This is a genomic window from Vannielia sp. ABF1_015 (assembly GCF_056160745.1).
The window spans coordinates 1,658,957-1,673,278 of record NZ_JBSWXT010000001.1; the positions used below are offsets into that span (position 1 = coordinate 1,658,957).

Annotated in this window: 15 protein-coding genes; 5 read left to right on the forward strand and 10 right to left on the reverse strand. The window is 67.1% G+C overall.

What is annotated here, in order from left to right:
- Positions 1-51 precede the first annotated feature (51 nt).
- From ACXAG6_RS08325 to hemP, 3 genes are read right to left on the reverse strand one after another with little or no spacing between them, the layout of a single operon-like run.
- On the reverse strand, positions 52-1,308 hold the full coding sequence (locus tag ACXAG6_RS08325) for an imelysin family protein (RefSeq protein WP_475336947.1): 1,257 nt from the start codon (positions 1,306-1,308) through the stop codon (positions 52-54).
- A gap of 37 nt (positions 1,309-1,345) precedes the next feature.
- Positions 1,346-1,798 (reverse strand): hypothetical protein, encoded by a 453-nt coding sequence (locus ACXAG6_RS08330; protein ID WP_475336948.1) that lies wholly within the window; start codon positions 1,796-1,798, stop codon positions 1,346-1,348.
- Positions 1,795-1,947, reverse strand: coding sequence for a hemin uptake protein HemP (gene hemP, locus ACXAG6_RS08335; RefSeq protein ID WP_140013459.1), 153 nt, complete (start codon positions 1,945-1,947; stop codon positions 1,795-1,797). The genes ACXAG6_RS08330 and hemP overlap by 4 nt, the downstream gene beginning before the upstream one ends.
- A gap of 319 nt (positions 1,948-2,266) precedes the next feature.
- On the opposite strand from hemP, the gene ACXAG6_RS08340 reads away from it, so the two are divergent.
- Genes ACXAG6_RS08340 through ACXAG6_RS08355 form a run of 4 tightly spaced genes read left to right on the forward strand, consistent with a single transcriptional unit; the run spans position 2,267 to position 4,826 of the window.
- Positions 2,267-2,980 carry an energy-coupling factor ABC transporter ATP-binding protein gene (locus tag ACXAG6_RS08340; RefSeq protein ID WP_475336950.1) on the forward strand — a complete coding sequence of 238 codons (714 nt, stop codon included), beginning with the start codon at positions 2,267-2,269 and terminating at the stop codon, positions 2,978-2,980.
- Positions 2,955-3,572 (forward strand): energy-coupling factor transporter transmembrane component T family protein, encoded by a 618-nt coding sequence (locus tag ACXAG6_RS08345; RefSeq protein WP_475336951.1) that lies wholly within the window; start codon positions 2,955-2,957, stop codon positions 3,570-3,572. Before ACXAG6_RS08340 ends, ACXAG6_RS08345 begins: the two co-directional genes overlap by 26 nt.
- Positions 3,569-4,129, forward strand: coding sequence for a biotin transporter BioY (locus tag ACXAG6_RS08350; RefSeq protein WP_475336953.1), 561 nt, complete (start codon positions 3,569-3,571; stop codon positions 4,127-4,129). The genes ACXAG6_RS08345 and ACXAG6_RS08350 overlap by 4 nt, the downstream gene beginning before the upstream one ends.
- Positions 4,107-4,826: a nitroreductase gene (locus tag ACXAG6_RS08355; protein ID WP_475336954.1), complete on the forward strand. Its 720-nt coding sequence runs from the start codon at positions 4,107-4,109 to the stop codon at positions 4,824-4,826. Before ACXAG6_RS08350 ends, ACXAG6_RS08355 begins: the two co-directional genes overlap by 23 nt.
- Before the next feature lie 144 nt (positions 4,827-4,970).
- Here ACXAG6_RS08355 and msrB read toward each other — a convergent pair whose 3' ends face one another.
- The 6 genes from msrB to ACXAG6_RS08385 all read right to left on the reverse strand — a co-directional run bounded on the left by msrB (position 4,971) and on the right by ACXAG6_RS08385 (position 8,902).
- A complete protein-coding gene (gene msrB / locus ACXAG6_RS08360; protein WP_475336955.1) occupies positions 4,971-5,450 on the reverse strand; it encodes a peptide-methionine (R)-S-oxide reductase MsrB in 480 nt (159 codons plus the stop codon).
- Positions 5,451-5,598: 148 nt separating this feature from the next.
- Entirely contained in the window at positions 5,599-6,150 is a 552-nt protein-coding gene (locus ACXAG6_RS08365) for a fasciclin domain-containing protein (RefSeq protein ID WP_475336957.1), read from the reverse strand.
- 146 nt (positions 6,151-6,296) lie between these two features.
- Entirely contained in the window at positions 6,297-6,977 is a 681-nt protein-coding gene (locus tag ACXAG6_RS08370) for an anti-sigma factor (RefSeq protein ID WP_475336958.1), read from the reverse strand.
- Positions 6,974-7,516, reverse strand: a complete 543-nt coding sequence (locus tag ACXAG6_RS08375) for a sigma-70 family RNA polymerase sigma factor (RefSeq protein WP_475336959.1) — start codon at positions 7,514-7,516, stop codon at positions 6,974-6,976. The genes ACXAG6_RS08370 and ACXAG6_RS08375 overlap by 4 nt, the downstream gene beginning before the upstream one ends.
- A gap of 236 nt (positions 7,517-7,752) precedes the next feature.
- Entirely contained in the window at positions 7,753-8,307 is a 555-nt protein-coding gene (locus ACXAG6_RS08380; RefSeq protein ID WP_475336960.1) for a thioredoxin family protein, read from the reverse strand.
- A 124-nt stretch (positions 8,308-8,431) separates the two neighbouring features.
- Positions 8,432-8,902 carry an Lrp/AsnC family transcriptional regulator gene (locus ACXAG6_RS08385; RefSeq protein ID WP_475336962.1) on the reverse strand — a complete coding sequence of 157 codons (471 nt, stop codon included), beginning with the start codon at positions 8,900-8,902 and terminating at the stop codon, positions 8,432-8,434.
- Positions 8,903-8,977: 75 nt separating this feature from the next.
- Here ACXAG6_RS08385 and ACXAG6_RS08390 point away from each other — a divergent pair, with 75 nt between their 5' ends.
- Entirely contained in the window at positions 8,978-12,238 is a 3,261-nt protein-coding gene (locus tag ACXAG6_RS08390; protein WP_475336963.1) for an L-glutamate gamma-semialdehyde dehydrogenase, read from the forward strand.
- A gap of 31 nt (positions 12,239-12,269) precedes the next feature.
- Here the strand turns inward: ACXAG6_RS08390 and ACXAG6_RS08395 are convergent, their stop codons facing one another.
- Positions 12,270-14,306: an oxidoreductase gene (locus tag ACXAG6_RS08395; RefSeq protein ID WP_475336965.1), complete on the reverse strand. Its 2,037-nt coding sequence runs from the start codon at positions 14,304-14,306 to the stop codon at positions 12,270-12,272.
- Between the last annotated feature and the right edge of the window lie 16 nt (positions 14,307-14,322).

Sequence of the window (14,322 nt, forward strand, 5' to 3'; positions counted from 1 at the left end):
GCGTTTCACTTGGGCGGTTTTGGCGCAGCAGCCCAGTGAAACGGGCCGGGGTTACTGGAACACGGCGTCGGGCTGGTCGAGGCTGTCGGAGCCTTCGACGGCGATGCCATCGAGGCCGAGCGCGGTGACGGCCCGCTCGATGGAGCGGGTCTGGGCCACCAGCGCATCGACTGCGCCCATCACCAGCGCTTCGCCTTCGGCGTTGCCTGCCGCGAGCATCTGGTCATAGGAGTAGCCCGCTTCGGCGGCGGTCTTGATCTGGCCGAGTTCGCGCATGGTGTGGGCGAGGGCTGCTGTCAGCTCCGCATTCAGGGCCGGATCGGCCGCTGCGACGAGGGAGGCGAGGGACTCGCCGGAGACAACGGAGCCGTCAACGCGCTGGTATTCACCGAGGTAGACGTTCTGGATGCCCAAGCCGTCGTAGTAGTGGCTGTTGTGGGTGTTGTCGGAGAAACAGTCGTGCTCTTCCTCCGGGTCGTGCAGCATGACGCCGAGCTTCATCCGCTCGCCGGCCTGCTCGCCGTAGGAGAGCGAGCCCATGCCGGTGAGGATCGCGGTCAGACCGGCGGTTTCATCTGCCAGTACGGCCTCGCGGCCTTCGCCGCCTTCGGCCCAGGCTGCGGCCATCTCTTCGAGGTCGCTCACCAGCAGGTCGGTCGCGGCCTTGAGGTAGGCGGCGCGGCGCTCGCAGTTGCCGCCAGTGCAGGCGTCGCCGGTGGCGTAGTCTGTATAGGGGCGTTCGCCCGCGCCGTGCTCGGTGCCGTTGAGATCCTGGCCCCAGAGCAGAAATTCGATGGCGTGGTAGCCGGTGGCGACGTTGGCCTCGACCTCATCGGCCTCGTGCAGCGTGTCGGACAGAAGCGCCGGGGTGATCTCGGTGGCGTCGATCTCTTCGCCCGAGATGGTCAGCGTGGGGTTGGCCACCACGTTGAGCCCGCCGAGCGGGTTTTCATCGGTTGCGCCGCCGTTTTCGACATAGTCGATCAGCCCTTCATCCAGCGGCCATGCATTCACCTTGCCTTCCCAGTCGTCGACCACGGCATTGCCGAAGCGGAACACCTCGGTTTGCTGGTAGGGCACGCGGGCGGCGAGCCAAGCGTCCTTCGCCGCTTGCAGCGTGGCATCGGAGGGATCGGCGATCAGCGCGTCGATGGCGGCTTGCAGCGTGGTCGCGGTGGCGAGGCTGTCTTCATAGCCGGCCTGGGCGATATCGGCGTAGGTGGCGAGCACCTCGGCGGGTCCGGCGAGCGCCGGGAGGGGCGCGGCGAAGGCCGTGGCGAGGAGCGTGGCTTTGAGCTTGGAAGTCATGTGGCTTTTACTGTCCTGTTGGCTTTTGTGTTTGGTGTCAGTGGATTGCGCGGGGAGCGGCGAGCACCCCGGCCATGTGAGAGAAGGCCAGCCCGGCGCGGGCGGCGGCCCCCAGAAGCCCGAGGGGCGGGTGACCGCAGAAGAGGTGGAGGGCAAAGCCCGTTGCGGCCTCTTCATCGCCCTCCGCCGCTGCTGAGAGCAGCTGGACAAAGGCGCTTTCGTCGCCGCCATAACAGCGGCATCCGGGCGCGTGATGCGGGAAGGCGCGGGGCCGGGCCGCAAGCGCGGCGGCGAGCCGGGCAAAGGCGGCGTGAGCCTCAGAGCCGTCTTGCGGGCCGAGCAGCAGGGCGAAATCCTCGGCCACTGCGGCGCTGTCGCCGGTCATCTCCATGCGCAGGTAGGTGACGGCGGCCAGCTCGGGCGGGGTCAGCTCTGCGGTGCGGCCCACGGGCGCGGCCCCGCGCGGGTTGGGGAGGACCGCGTGCTTCATTTGGTCAGGATCAGCTTTCCGGCGCGGGTGATGCGCAGGAAGTAGGTTTGCCCGTCGAGCTCGATCATGGCCTGGATGCCGCCGTGGGTCAGTGTGCGGGCATCGTGCAGGGGCAGGGAGGTGGCGGGGGTGCTCACATGTGCGTTCATGCCCGGGCCTCCCCGATCATCCGACGAAAAAGTCGGGCCTCTCCGGCGCCGTAATGGCGGCAGAAGAAGCTTTGGAGGAGGGAGGTGTACGGGTCACTTGGGTGCGCGTTTCTCATAGGTCCGCCTGTTCGCTGGTGTCTCCGATTGTGCGACGTGTCCGGGCTGGCCCTGTGGTGGGGTGGCTGGGAGTCGGGTTAAATCTGAGTGAATTGCTCAGGCTTGTCAATTCCGATTGTTTTGCTCGGATTAATTCCGCTCTCCAGACCCTTCAATCGCGGGGCGTTTCGGGCTAGGGCGGGCGGATGAGAAGGGGTGCGTGATGAGCGAGATCCGGTTGGATGTGGCAGGATATGGCGTGGCGGAGCGGGAGATTCTGCGCCCGCTGACGCTGGAGCTGCGCGAGCGCCGCATCGGGATTGTCGGGCGCAATGGCTCGGGCAAGAGCACGCTGGCGCGGCTGCTGGCCGGGTTGATCGCGCCGAGCGCGGGCAGGATTGCGGTGGGCGGGGATGACCTGTTTGCCGACCGCAAGGCGGCGCTGGCGCGGGTGGGCATTCTGTTTCAGAATCCCGATCACCAGATCATCTTTCCGACCTGCGGCGAGGAAGTGACTTTTGGGCTCGCGCAGCAGGGACGGCGTGAGGCGGAGGCCGAGGCTGCCGCGCGGGCTGCCCTCGAGAGTTTTGGCAAGGCGCATTGGTGGGACAGGCCGGTGGGCAGCCTGAGCGGCGGCCAGCGGCATTTGCTGTGCCTCATCTCGGTGCTGGCGATGGCGCCGGAGTGGCTGATCCTCGATGAGCCCTTCGCGGGGCTCGACATTCCGACCACGCGGGCGCTGCATGGGCGGCTCGATGCGCTGGAGCAGCGGGTGGTGATGATTTCCCATGACCCGGCGGCGCTGGAGGGCTTTGACCGGGTGATCTGGCTGGAAGCCGGTGCGGTGGCAGCCGATGGACCTGCGGGCGAGGTGCTGGCGCGATTTCGGGCGGCGATGGAAGGAATGGGCGATGATCTCACTGACCTCGCCGGTTGAGACGGTGTTCCATCGCTGGCCAGCCGGACTGAAGCTGGGCCTGCTGTGCGTGGCGACGACGGGGCTGTTTTTGCTCGCGTCGCTCGCGGGGCAGCTCGCTGCGCTCGCCGGGGTCGCTGCACTTTACACCCTGCCGGGCCTGCGCTTTGCGCGGGCGGGCCTCGCTGCGCTCCGCCCGGTTTGGCTCTTCGCGGTGCTCATCGCCCTGTGGCATTTGGCAACTGGGACGCTGCAGGAGGGGGCGGTGATTGTGCTGCGGCTGGTGAGCGCGGTGGCGCTGGCCAACCTTGTGACCATGACGACGCGGCTGGCGGACATGCTGGGCGTGCTGCATTGGCTGACGGCGCCGTTGCGCTGGCTGGGGCTGCGCACCCGCCCGCTGGAGCTTGCCATTTCACTGGTGATCCGGTTTATCCCGGTCTTGAGCGAAAAGGGCGCGGCGCTGGCCGAGAGTTATCGGGCGCGCTCGCCAAGACGCCGCGCGGGCTGGCGGATCGCCGCCCCGCTCGCCGGTGTGGCGCTGGATGATGCGGATAGGGTGGCCGAGGCGCTGAGAGCGCGCGGCGGATTAAGTGAAGGGGCTGAACGATGAAACGGGTTTCGGAACGCGATGTGGTGATGATTGCGCTGTTTGCGGCGCTGATTGCGGTGCTGGGGCTGATCCCCAAGCTGACGCTGGCCTCGGGCATTCCGATCACCGCGCAGACGCTCGGCATCATGCTGTGCGGCACGGTGCTTGGCGCATGGCGCGGCGCGGCGGCAGCGGCGCTGTTTTGCCTGCTGGTGCTGCTTGGCCTGCCGCTTCTGGCGGGCGGGCGCGGCGGGCTTGGCGTGCTGATGACGCCCTGGGCAGGCTTTTTCGTGGGCTTCCCGGTTGCGGCCTTCGTGGCCGGGCTGGTGATGGAGCGGATGCGTGGCCAGCCTGCGGCCTATGGTGCCGGGGCGGGCGCGGTGCTGGGCGGGATCGTGGCGCTCTATGCGGTTGCGCTGCTGTGGTACATGGTGGCCAAGCCTGCGGGCCTCGGCGAAGCGGTGACGGTGGCGGCGCTGCCCTTCATCCCCGGTGACATCATCAAGGCGGTGCTGGCCGCGCTTGTGACCCAGGCGCTGGCAAAGGCGCGCCCGGGTGCCCTGCCCAGCCGGGGCTGATACGGTGGAGGGGCGGCCCCGCCGGGAGCTGAGTGTCAGCGAAGCGCTGGCACAGCGGCGCTCGGTGCGGGGCTTCTTGCCCGACCCGCTGAAGCGCGGCACGGTGGAAGCGATCCTGACCGACGCCCGCCGCGCGCCCTCAGGTGCCAACCTGCAACCCGGGCGCTTCATTGCGCTCACCGGCGCGCCGCTGCGGGCGCTGTCAGGCAAGCTGGCCGAGGCGATTGCCGAGGGGCGGCCGCAGGTGGCGGAATACTCCTACTTTCCAAAAAAGATGCCGCCCGACCTGAAGGCGCGGCAGAGGGCGGCAGGCTATGCGCTTTATGAGGCGCTGGGCATCGAAAGGCGCGACCTTGAGGGGCGGCGGCGGCAGTTTGACCTGAACTACCGCTTCTTTGACGCGCCGGTGGGCATTGTGGTGACGATCGACCGGGAGATGGGCAAGGGCTGTTTCATGGACCTTGGCATGGCGATCATGGCGCTGCTGGCCTCGGCGGAGGGGCGGGGGCTGGCCACCTGTGGTTTGGGTGCCATCGCACATTATGGCGATGTTGCGCATGAGGCGCTGGCGCTGCCGGAGGGGGAGCTGGTGGTGTGCGGCATTGCGCTGGGCCGCGCCGACCCGGACCATCCGGCGAATGCGGTGCGCACGGCGCGTGAGCCGTTGGAGGTTTTCGCGGAGTTGCGGGGGTTTTAGCGCCGTGGCACGGTGTTTGGCCTCGATCACGCCAGAACGACCTTAGCTAGAAAGAAGATGCCCGCCCCTGCTAGGGATAACGTGGGGCGGGCAGGCCTGCTTGAACCTTAGGGGAAAGGCTGTGGTGCAGGCTTTTCGCATGCATCAGGCGGCGACGAACTTGAGGCTCACCCCGTTGAGGCAATGGCGCTTGCCGGTGGGTGCGGGACCGTCATCAAAGATGTGGCCCAGATGCGAGCCGCAGCGGCGGCAGTGACATTCGGTGCGGACCGAAAACAGCTTGCGGTCTTCCTTGGTGCCGATGGCATTGGCCAATGGCTTCCAGAAGGAGGGCCAGCCGGTGCCGCTATCGTACTTTGTTTCGGAGGGGTAGAGCGGCAGGTCGCAGCCTTTGCAGATGTAGGTGCCCGCGCGCTTTTCGTTGTTCAGCGGGCTGGTGCCGGCGCGTTCGGTGGCCTCTTCACGCATGACGGCGAATTCTGTGTCGGTCAGCATGGCCTTCCATTCGGCCTTGGTTCTGGTGACTTCGAAGTTGCCTTCGGCGGCGGCAAGGAGCCGGGGGCTGAGCACCATGGCCACAGGCAGCGCGGCGGTGGCAGCTGAGAGGAATGTGCGGCGGTTCATGGTGGTCTCCTTTGGATGGTTGGGGCGGGGCGGGGCGGGCGCGGGGCGCTCTCGCTGAAATCTGGTGGCACCTCCCCGAGGTGGTGGGCAAGGGGAGGTGCCTGATCGCCGCCGTTAACCGATAGGTCCGGCAGCGGATCGCGGTGCCTTACATTTTGGGCAGGAGCACCGAGTCGACCACGTGGATCACGCCGTTGGATTGCTTGACGTCGGCGATGGTCACCTTGGCGGTACCGCCGTTTTCATCTTCGATGATGATGTTGGTGCCCATTTGCTTGGCCTCGAAGACACAGCCGCCAACCGTTTTGATCTCGTGGGAGCCGTTGTCGGCGATGATCATCTCGGACAGAGCGGCAGACATCACGTCGGCGGCCACAACGTGGCAGGTCAGCACCTTCTGGAGCGTTTCCTTGTTCTCGGGCTTCAGCAGGGTTTCGACGGTGCCGGCGGGCAGGGCCTCGAAAGCGGCGTTGGTCGGGGCGAACACCGTGAAGGGGCCTTCGCTGGAGAGGGTCTCGACCAGACCGGCGGCCTGAACGGCGGCGACGAGGGTGGTGTGATCGGCGGAGTTCACGGCGTTTTCGACGATGTTCTTGCTTTCGAACATGTCGGCACCACCCACCATCGGGTTGGCGGCCCATGCGGTACCGGCGATGAGTGCGGCGGCGGCGGTGGTGGCGAGCGTTTTGGCGAATTTCATTTGGGTCTCTCCTGATCTGTCATTTGCCTCGGCCATTGCGGCGAGGTTGTGCAGAGAGTTACGGAGCAGCTTTGCGATTGGTTTCAAAAGAAGCTGAGAAAAAGTGGTATCTAGCTGATTTTGAGGAAAAAATTTCCGCGCTTCGCTTAGAGCGCCTGCACCTGCGCTGCCGCCAGAACATCGCCCGTGGGGGCGCCGGTGGGGGAGCCGCCAGGGGGTTCGTCGGAGATGGCGAGGGTGCCGCCGGTGAAGGCGGCGCGCAGGGCTTCGGGCACCTCGATGCGCACGTCTTCGGCCTCTGGCAGCACGCCGAGCGAGACCGGTGCGGGCGCGCCCTCGGCAATTAGCCATAGCTCCAGCGCACGGCCCGGGCGGGCGGTGCCGGCCTCGCGGATCAGGTGCAGCTCGCCCTCGGCGCTGAGTGCGGCCTGCACCACCAGCGAGCCGTCTTCGGCGGAGATTTGCGCCTGATGGGTCGGAGGCGCAACGGGGCCGGGCGGCACGGCGAAGAAGAGGGCAACGGCGATGAGGGCCGCCACGAGGCCGCCGGTCAGCCAGCGCCAGGGCGAGATGCCCGCGCGGCGGGGTTTGGCCTCGCCGTGGGCTGCCGCTTCGATGCGGGGCCAGAGTGCGGCGGGGGGCGTTTCGGCCACCTCATCGGCCAGCGTGGCGAGGCCCTCCTGCCACTCGGTGACGAGATCGCGCAGCGCGGGCTCGGCGGCTAGACGGGCCTCGAAGGCGGCGACCTCTTCGGCCACAAGCAGACGCAAGACATATTCGCCCGCGAGGGCGATGTCATCTTCGTCGTATGTGGCCGTCTCGCTCATCTTTCGAGGCACTCTTTCAGTTTTATCAGGCTGCGTCGCAGCCATGTTCTCATCGTGTTGAGCGGCACGCTGTAGCGGCTTGCCAACTCATCATATGTGGCGCCCTCAAGATAGGCACCGCGCACCGCAGCGGAGCGCTCGGGCTCCAGCTCGCCAAGGCACGCGCCGATCCGGGCGGCCTCGCCAGCGGCCACCGCCGATTGCTCGGGCGTGGGGCCGGAAGCGACCAGTGGCGGCGCATCCTCAAGCTCGTCCGCCGGGGGCGCCTTGGCCCGCAGGCGGTCGATGGCGAGGTTGCGCGTGACCGTCGACAACCAGGCCATGGGTGAGGGCCCGCCCGCCGTGTAGCTATCGGCCTTCCGCCAGATCCGCAGGTAAACTTCCTGCAGCGCGTCTTCTGCTTCGGACCGCTCCTTGAGGATACGGAGGCAGATGCCAAAAAGTTTCGAGCTGGTGGCCTGATAAAGGTCGGAAAAGGCAGAACGGTCTCCCAGACTGCACCGCGCAATCATTCCCTCTATATCTTCCGGCGTTACCATGGAGCGGACCCTAACAGCACCGTTCCGCGATGGCGAGACGTCCGCAGCCCTTGCCGACTGCGGACGCCTCTTCCCTTCACACTCGTAAACCAGACCGAGGCTGCGCTCTCCAGCGCGGCGCTGCCCGTCGGCCTGCATGGAAAGACACGGCGCGCGCGGCGCGGGAGTTTCATCTGGTGTGAGATTTCTTTCAACCTGTTCATTTTAAATCTGGAAAACTTGAGATCCGGTGGAGTTCACGCGGCCTTCCACTTGATCGAACAGCCCATCGACGGCACTTGCTCTTCCGGGCCTTTGCCGGTGGCGGCCACCTGCATCATGGCTTCGACCAGCTCGCGCGGGGCGTCGGCGGGGGCCGCTTTTTTGCCGAAGGCGTCGAGGCGGCCGCGGTATTGCAGTTCGCCGTTGGAATTGTAGCCGAAGAAATCGGGCGTGCAGACGGCACCATAGGCCCGGGCGACCTCTTGGCTTTCGTCGTGCAGGTAGGGGAAGGGGAAGGCATGAGCCTTGGCGAATTCGGCCATTTTCTCGAAACTGTCGGCGGGGTGGCTGGTGGCGTCATTTGCGCAGATCGCGGCCACGCCAATGCCTGCGGTTTGCAGGGTTTGCGCATCCATCACCAGCCGCTCGATGATGCCCTTCACATAGGGGCAGTGGTTGCAGATAAAGATCAGCACGGTGCCCTTTTCGCCGGCCACATCGGCCAGGCTCCAGGTTTTGCCATCGGTGCCGGGCAGGAAAAAGTCGGGCGCTTTTGCGCCGAAGTCGCAGGTGGGGGGCTGTGCGGCCATGGGGATCCTCCGGTGTTCGTTTCGAGCAGAGCCTAGGGCACTGGTGCGCGGTGTCGAGGGGGCTCATCCGCCATTCGAGGCGTCTTCGCCCATGCGATGAGCGGCCCCGGAGGGGTCCGAAGAGCTACCCGTCTTTCACCACTTCAAGGGCGACGAAGGAGGAGGTGGAGGCGACGTGGGGCAGTTCGGAGAGCTTTTCGCCCATGACTTCGCGGTAGCTGGCCACGTCCTGCGTGCGCACCTTCAGCAGGTAGTCGAAGCCCGAGGCGATCATGTGGCATTCTTCCACCTCGGTCAGCCGGGCGACGGCGGCGTTGAAGGCCTTGAGCGCTTTTTCGCGGGTGTCGGTGAGACTGACCTGCACGAAGGTGACGCAGCCGAGGCCAAGTTTGGGCCAGCTCAGGGTAGCGTGGTAGCCGGTGATCAGCCCGGCCTCTTCCAGCCGTCGCACGCGGGCGAGCACCGGGGTTTTGGACAGGCCGACGCGGCGGGCGAGTTCTGTCATCGAGAGGCGGGCATCGCCGGCCAGCTCGCGGATGATAGATTCGTCCAGCGTGTCGAGGTCGAGCGCTGCGTTTGGTCCGATCTTCTGCATGTTTTTGATCCATTTGGCGGGTGTATCGGCCAAATTTAGACACATCGTCTGCGGAAAAGGAATGATAATCGCCCTATGAGCACCCTATCCTTCACCCCCGCCACAGGTGCCGCGCTGCGGCAGATTGATGACCTCAAGCACCAGCCGGAACCGGATCTGGTGGCCCGGCTTGTGGAGGCGGCGGCGCTGGACGGCACGGCGCGGGCGGAGATTTCGGCCAGCGGTGCCGATCTGGTGCGGCGCATCCGCAGCGATGCCCGGCCCGGGCTGATGGAGGTGTTCCTCGCTGAATATGGCCTGTCGACCGATGAGGGCGTGGCGCTGATGTGCTTGGCCGAGGCGCTGCTGCGGGTGCCGGATTCGGAAACCATCGACGATCTGATCGAAGACAAGATCGCCCCCTCCGATTGGGGACGACACATCGGCAAGAGCGCTTCGCCGCTGGTCAATGCCTCGACATGGGGCCTGTTCCTCACCGGCAAGGTGCTGGATGAGCGCCCCGGTATCGCCACCCGGCTGCGCGGGGCGGTGAAGCGGCTGGGCGAGCCGGTGATCCGCGCCGCGGTGGGCCGCGCGATGCGCGAGATGGGCCGCCAGTTTGTGCTGGGCGAGAGCATTGGCGCGGCGATGAAGCGGGCCAGCGGGATGGAGGCGAAGGGCTACACCTACAGCTACGACATGCTGGGTGAGGCCGCGATGACTCGGGCCGATGCCGAGGGCTATGCCAAGGCCTACGGCGACGCGATTGCGGCGATTGCCACGAACTGCAAGGGCGCGATGGCTGAGAACCCGGGCATTTCGGTGAAGCTCTCGGCGCTGCATCCGCGCTACGAGGTGGCCAAGCAGGCGCAGGTGATGGAGGAATTGGTGCCGGTTGTGACCCGGCTGGCGCGGCAGGCGGCAAAGGCGGGCATGGGCTTTGCCATCGACGCCGAAGAGGCCGACCGGCTGGTTCTTTCGCTTAAGGTGATCGGGGCGGTGCTGGCCGATGAGGCGCTGGCGGGCTGGGATGGCTTTGGCGTGGTGGTGCAGGCCTATGGCCGCCGTGCGGGTGCGGTGTTGGACTGGCTTCATGGGCTCGCGGAGCAGCTTGGCCGCCGGATCACGGTGCGGCTGGTGAAGGGTGCCTATTGGGACAGCGAGATCAAGCATGCGCAGGTGGAGGGGTTAGAGGACTTTCCGGTGTTCACCGCCAAACCTGCGACCGACATCAGCTACATAGCCTGCGCCCGCAAGTTGCTGGGGATGACCGACCGGATCTATCCGCAGTTCGCCACCCATAACGCCCATACGGTGGCCGCCGTGCTGCATATGGCCGAGGGCTTGCCGCGCAGCGCCTTTGAGTTTCAGCGGCTGCATGGGATGGGTGAGCGGCTGCATGATCTGGTGCTGGCGGACCATGGCACGCGCTGCCGGATTTATGCGCCCGTGGGCACCCATAAGGACTTGCTGGCCTATCTCGTGCGGCGGTTGCTGGAGAACGGCGCGAACTCGTCTTTCGTGAACCAGATCGTGGATGAGAGCGTGCCGCCTGAAGACGTGGCAGGCTGCCCGTTTGAGGCATGGAACGGCCCGGCGAAGATTGCGACGGGGCCGGAGGTGTTTCCGGGGCGGGTGAATTCGCGCGGGTTTGATTTGAGCGATGTGGGCGCGTTGGAGCGCATCGGCGAGGCGGTTGCGGAGGCGGAGCCGTTTGGGCCGGTGGCGGATGCGCGCGCCGAGGAGGTTGAGGCGGCGCTGGGCGCGGCGCGGGCGTGGGATGTGCCGGTTGCCGAGCGGGCCGAGGTGCTGCGCCGTGCGGCGGACCTGTATGAGCGGGATTACGGGGCGCTTTTTGCGGTGCTCATCGAAGAGGCGGGCAAGACGCTGCCGGATGCGGTGGGCGAGCTGCGCGAGGCGGTGGACTTTCTGCGGTACTATGCGGGCGAGGCGGTGGAGGCCGAGGCGCGCGGCGTTTTTGCCTGCATCAGCCCGTGGAACTTTCCGCTGGCGATTTTCACCGGGCAGGTGGCGGCGGCGCTGGCCTCGGGCAACGGAGTTCTGGCCAAGCCCGCCGAGCAGACGCCCCGGATTGCGGCGGCGGCGGTGGCCTTGCTGCACGAGGCGGGGGTGCCTGCGGAGGTGCTTCAGCTGGTGCCCGGTGACGGGGCCGTGGTGGGCGCGGTGATCACCTCCGATGCCCGGGTGAGCGGCGTGGCCTTCACCGGCTCCACCGCCACGGCCAAGGCGATTGCGCGGGCGATGGCCAAGGGCATGGCACCGGGCACGCCGCTGATTGCCGAAACCGGCGGGCTGAACGCGATGATCGTCGACAGCACGGCGCTGCCGCAGCAGGCGGTGCGCGATGTGGTGGCCTCGGCCTTCCAATCTGCCGGGCAACGCTGCTCGGCGCTGCGCTGCCTTTATGTGCAAGAGGACGTGGCGGATAGCTTCATCGAGATGCTGACCGGTGCGATGGACGCGCTGGCGGTGGGCGACCCGGGGATGCTGCACACCGATGTGGGGCCGGTGATTGATGCCGAGGCGGCGGAAGAGATCCGCGCCTATGTGGAGGCGGCGAAGGCCGAGGGGCGGCTGGTGAAGCAGCTCGATGCGCCGGAGGGCAATTTTGTGGGGCCCGCGCTGATTGAGGTGGGCGGGATTGCCGACCTTGGCGGGCGTGAGGTGTTTGGGCCGGTGCTGCATGTGGCGCGGTTCAAGGCCGGGCAGATCCGGAAGGTGGTGCAGGATATCAACGCGCAGGGCTATGGGCTGACCTTTGGGCTGCATACGCGGATTGATACGCGGGTGCAGGTGGTGTCGGACGCGGTGGAGGCGGGCAATGTCTATGTGAACCGCAACCAGATTGGCGCGATCGTGGGCAGCCAGCCGTTTGGCGGCGAGGGCTTGTCGGGGACCGGGCCAAAGGCGGGCGGGCCGCATTATTTGCAGCGGTTCCGCAAGGGCGGCGCTGTGGAGCGGCCAGCAGAGATGATCGAGATGCCCGGGCCCACGGGCGAGGCGAACCGGCTGCGGATGGTGCCGCGCGATGGCGTCGTGTGCTGCGGGCCGGACACGCGCGCGCAGGTGGAGGCCGTTGAAGCGCTGGGCGGGCACGCCGTGGTGGCGACGGTGGCTGAGGCGCTGGCGCGCGACGCACTGTCGGCGTTGCTGTTCTGGGGCGGCGAGGATGAGGCGCGGGAAATCGCGGTGAAGCTCGCTGAACGCGACGGGCCGGTGGTGCAGCTGGTGACCGGCGCGCCGGACGTGGGGCATGTGATGCACGAGCGGCATTTGTGCGTGGATACCACGGCGGCGGGGGGCAACGCGGCGCTGCTGGCTTCGGTTTCGGAGTAGGGATGGTGGGCAGATTGCCCACCCTACGGCGTCAGAGCGCTTTGCAGAGGCGCAGCGCGTCGTAGATCGCGGCGTGGGTGTTGCGCGAGGCGACGGCATCGCCGATGCGAAACAGGCGGAAGCTGCCCTTGGGGTTGGGCGCGAGCGTTTGCGGTGTGCCGTTGCGCAGGGCGGTATAGTCCACCGCGCCGAGGTTGCGGCTCAGGGGCTTGAGGGCGAAGTAGAGATCATCGAGCGGGCGGGTTCCGTTGGAGATGACGACCTGATCGACATGCCGGGTGGCCGCGCCGCCGTAGTCTGAGCCGATGGTTGCAATGAGGGCGTTGCCGGAGCGGGCCAGCCCGTCGAGCCGCCACATGACGGTGGTTTGCACGCCAAGGCGCTGGAGGGATTGCATGGCTGGGGTGAGGGACATGCCCATGACCTCGGGGGCAAAGCTGCGGTCGCGGGTCATCACCTCGACCTCGGCGCCGGAGGCGGCCAGCAGCTCAGCGGCTTGCAGCGCGGCGTAGTCGCCGGCCTCATCGTAGACCAGCACGCGGCGGCCCGGGGAGGCATCGCCGGAGAGGATATCCCACGGGGTGACGGCCAAGTCGTTGTGCGCGGGCAGGTAATCCTCTGCCGCGAGGCCGCCGGTGGCGATGATGGCGACATCGGGTGTGGCGGCGGTGAGGTCTTCGGGCTCAATGTAGCTGTTGAAGTGGAAGGTGACGCCGAGCCGCTCGCATTCGGCCACGCGCCAGTCGATCACCTGCATCATCTCGGCGCGGCGGGGGGAGCGGGCGGTGAGGCGGATCTGGCCGCCGGGGTGGGGCGCGGCCTCGTGCAGGGTGACGGCGTGGCCGCGTTCAGCGCAGACGCGGGCGGCCTCCAGCCCGGCGGGGCCTGCGCCGACGATGGTGATGGTGAGCGGCGTTTCGGTGGGGGTGACGTGGTGGGGCTGCTCCAGCTCGCGCCCGGTGGCCGGGTTATGCAGGCAAAGCGCGGCGCCGCCCATGTAGATGCGATCGAGGCAGTAGTTTGCGCCGACGCAGGGGCGGATGCGGCTCTCTTCTCCCGCTTGGATCTTGGCGACGATGTCGGGGTCTGCGAGGTGGGCGCGGGTCATGCCGACCATATCGAGCTTGCCGCTGGCGACGGCGTGGCGGGCAGTGGCAACATCTTGAATTTTCGCGGCGTGGAAGGTGGGGATTTGCGCCTGCGCACGGATTTCGCCAGCAAAGCCGAGATGCGGGGCGGAGGGCTGGCCCTGCACGGGGATCACCGTGGTTAGGGCGGCGTCGGTGTGGATGTGGCCACGGATGATGTTGAAAAAGTCGACCAGTCCGCTGGCCTTGAGGCGCTTGGTGATCTCGATGCCGTCTTGCGGTGTGATGCCACCGGGGCGGGCCTCGTCGGCGGCGTAGCGGATGCCGACGATGAAGCCGGGCCCGGTGCGGGCGCGGATGGCATTGAGCACGTCCATCGTGAAGCGCAGGCGGCTGTCGTAATCCTGCGGGCCGTAGGAGCCAGTGAGGTTGTTGAGGTCGGGCGACCAGAAAGCATCCATCAGGTGGCCGTAGCTTTCGAGCTCGATGCCATCGAGACCGGCGGCCTGCATCCGCTCGGCGGCATCGGCGTAGTCGGTGATGATGCGGGCAATGTCCCAGTCTTCGAGCTGCTTGGGGTAGTGTCGGTGGGCCGGTTCGCGGGCGTGAGAGGGGGAGAGGGCGGGGAGCCAATCGCCCCGGTCCCAGCGGGTGCGGCGGCCAAGGTGGGTGAGTTGAATCATCACGGCGCAGCCCTCGGCGTGGCAGTCGTCGGCCAGTTTACGCAACCACGGCACGCAGTCGTCGCGGTAGGCGAGGATGTTGCCGAAGGCTGGCGGGCTGTCGGGCGAAACGACGGCGGAGCCTGCCGTCATGGTGAGGGCGACGCCGCCCTTGGCGCGGGCGCGGTGGTAGGCGCGGTACCGGTCTTTTGGCAGGCCGTCCTCGGTGTAGGCGGGTTCGTGGGCGGTGATCATCAGCCGGTTTTTCAGCGTCAAGTGCTTGAGCTGGAAGGGCTGGAGGAGGGGATCGGTTGCCATAGGTGGAGGGTGGCTC

Excerpts from the sequence above, each read along its gene's own strand:
- ACXAG6_RS08350 (WP_475336953.1), top strand. The coding sequence starts at position 3,569 with ATGAAACGGGTTTCGGAACGCGATGTGGTGATGATTGCGCTGTTTGCG.
- ACXAG6_RS08365 (WP_475336957.1), bottom strand. The coding sequence starts at position 6,150 with ATGAAATTCGCCAAAACGCTCGCCACCACCGCCGCCGCCGCACTCATC.
- ACXAG6_RS08385 (WP_475336962.1), bottom strand. The coding sequence starts at position 8,902 with ATGCAGAAGATCGGACCAAACGCAGCGCTCGACCTCGACACGCTGGAC.
- ACXAG6_RS08375 (WP_475336959.1), bottom strand. The coding sequence starts at position 7,516 with ATGGTAACGCCGGAAGATATAGAGGGAATGATTGCGCGGTGCAGTCTG.
- ACXAG6_RS08325 (WP_475336947.1), bottom strand. The coding sequence starts at position 1,308 with ATGACTTCCAAGCTCAAAGCCACGCTCCTCGCCACGGCCTTCGCCGCG.
- ACXAG6_RS08330 (WP_475336948.1), bottom strand. The coding sequence starts at position 1,798 with ATGAAGCACGCGGTCCTCCCCAACCCGCGCGGGGCCGCGCCCGTGGGC.
- msrB (WP_475336955.1), bottom strand. The coding sequence starts at position 5,450 with ATGAACCGCCGCACATTCCTCTCAGCTGCCACCGCCGCGCTGCCTGTG.
- ACXAG6_RS08380 (WP_475336960.1), bottom strand. The coding sequence starts at position 8,307 with ATGGCCGCACAGCCCCCCACCTGCGACTTCGGCGCAAAAGCGCCCGAC.
- ACXAG6_RS08390 (WP_475336963.1), top strand. The coding sequence starts at position 8,978 with ATGAGCACCCTATCCTTCACCCCCGCCACAGGTGCCGCGCTGCGGCAG.
- ACXAG6_RS08370 (WP_475336958.1), bottom strand. The coding sequence starts at position 6,977 with ATGAGCGAGACGGCCACATACGACGAAGATGACATCGCCCTCGCGGGC.
- hemP (WP_140013459.1), bottom strand. The coding sequence starts at position 1,947 with ATGAACGCACATGTGAGCACCCCCGCCACCTCCCTGCCCCTGCACGAT.
- ACXAG6_RS08340 (WP_475336950.1), top strand. The coding sequence starts at position 2,267 with ATGAGCGAGATCCGGTTGGATGTGGCAGGATATGGCGTGGCGGAGCGG.
- ACXAG6_RS08345 (WP_475336951.1), top strand. The coding sequence starts at position 2,955 with ATGATCTCACTGACCTCGCCGGTTGAGACGGTGTTCCATCGCTGGCCA.
- ACXAG6_RS08395 (WP_475336965.1), bottom strand. The coding sequence starts at position 14,306 with ATGGCAACCGATCCCCTCCTCCAGCCCTTCCAGCTCAAGCACTTGACG.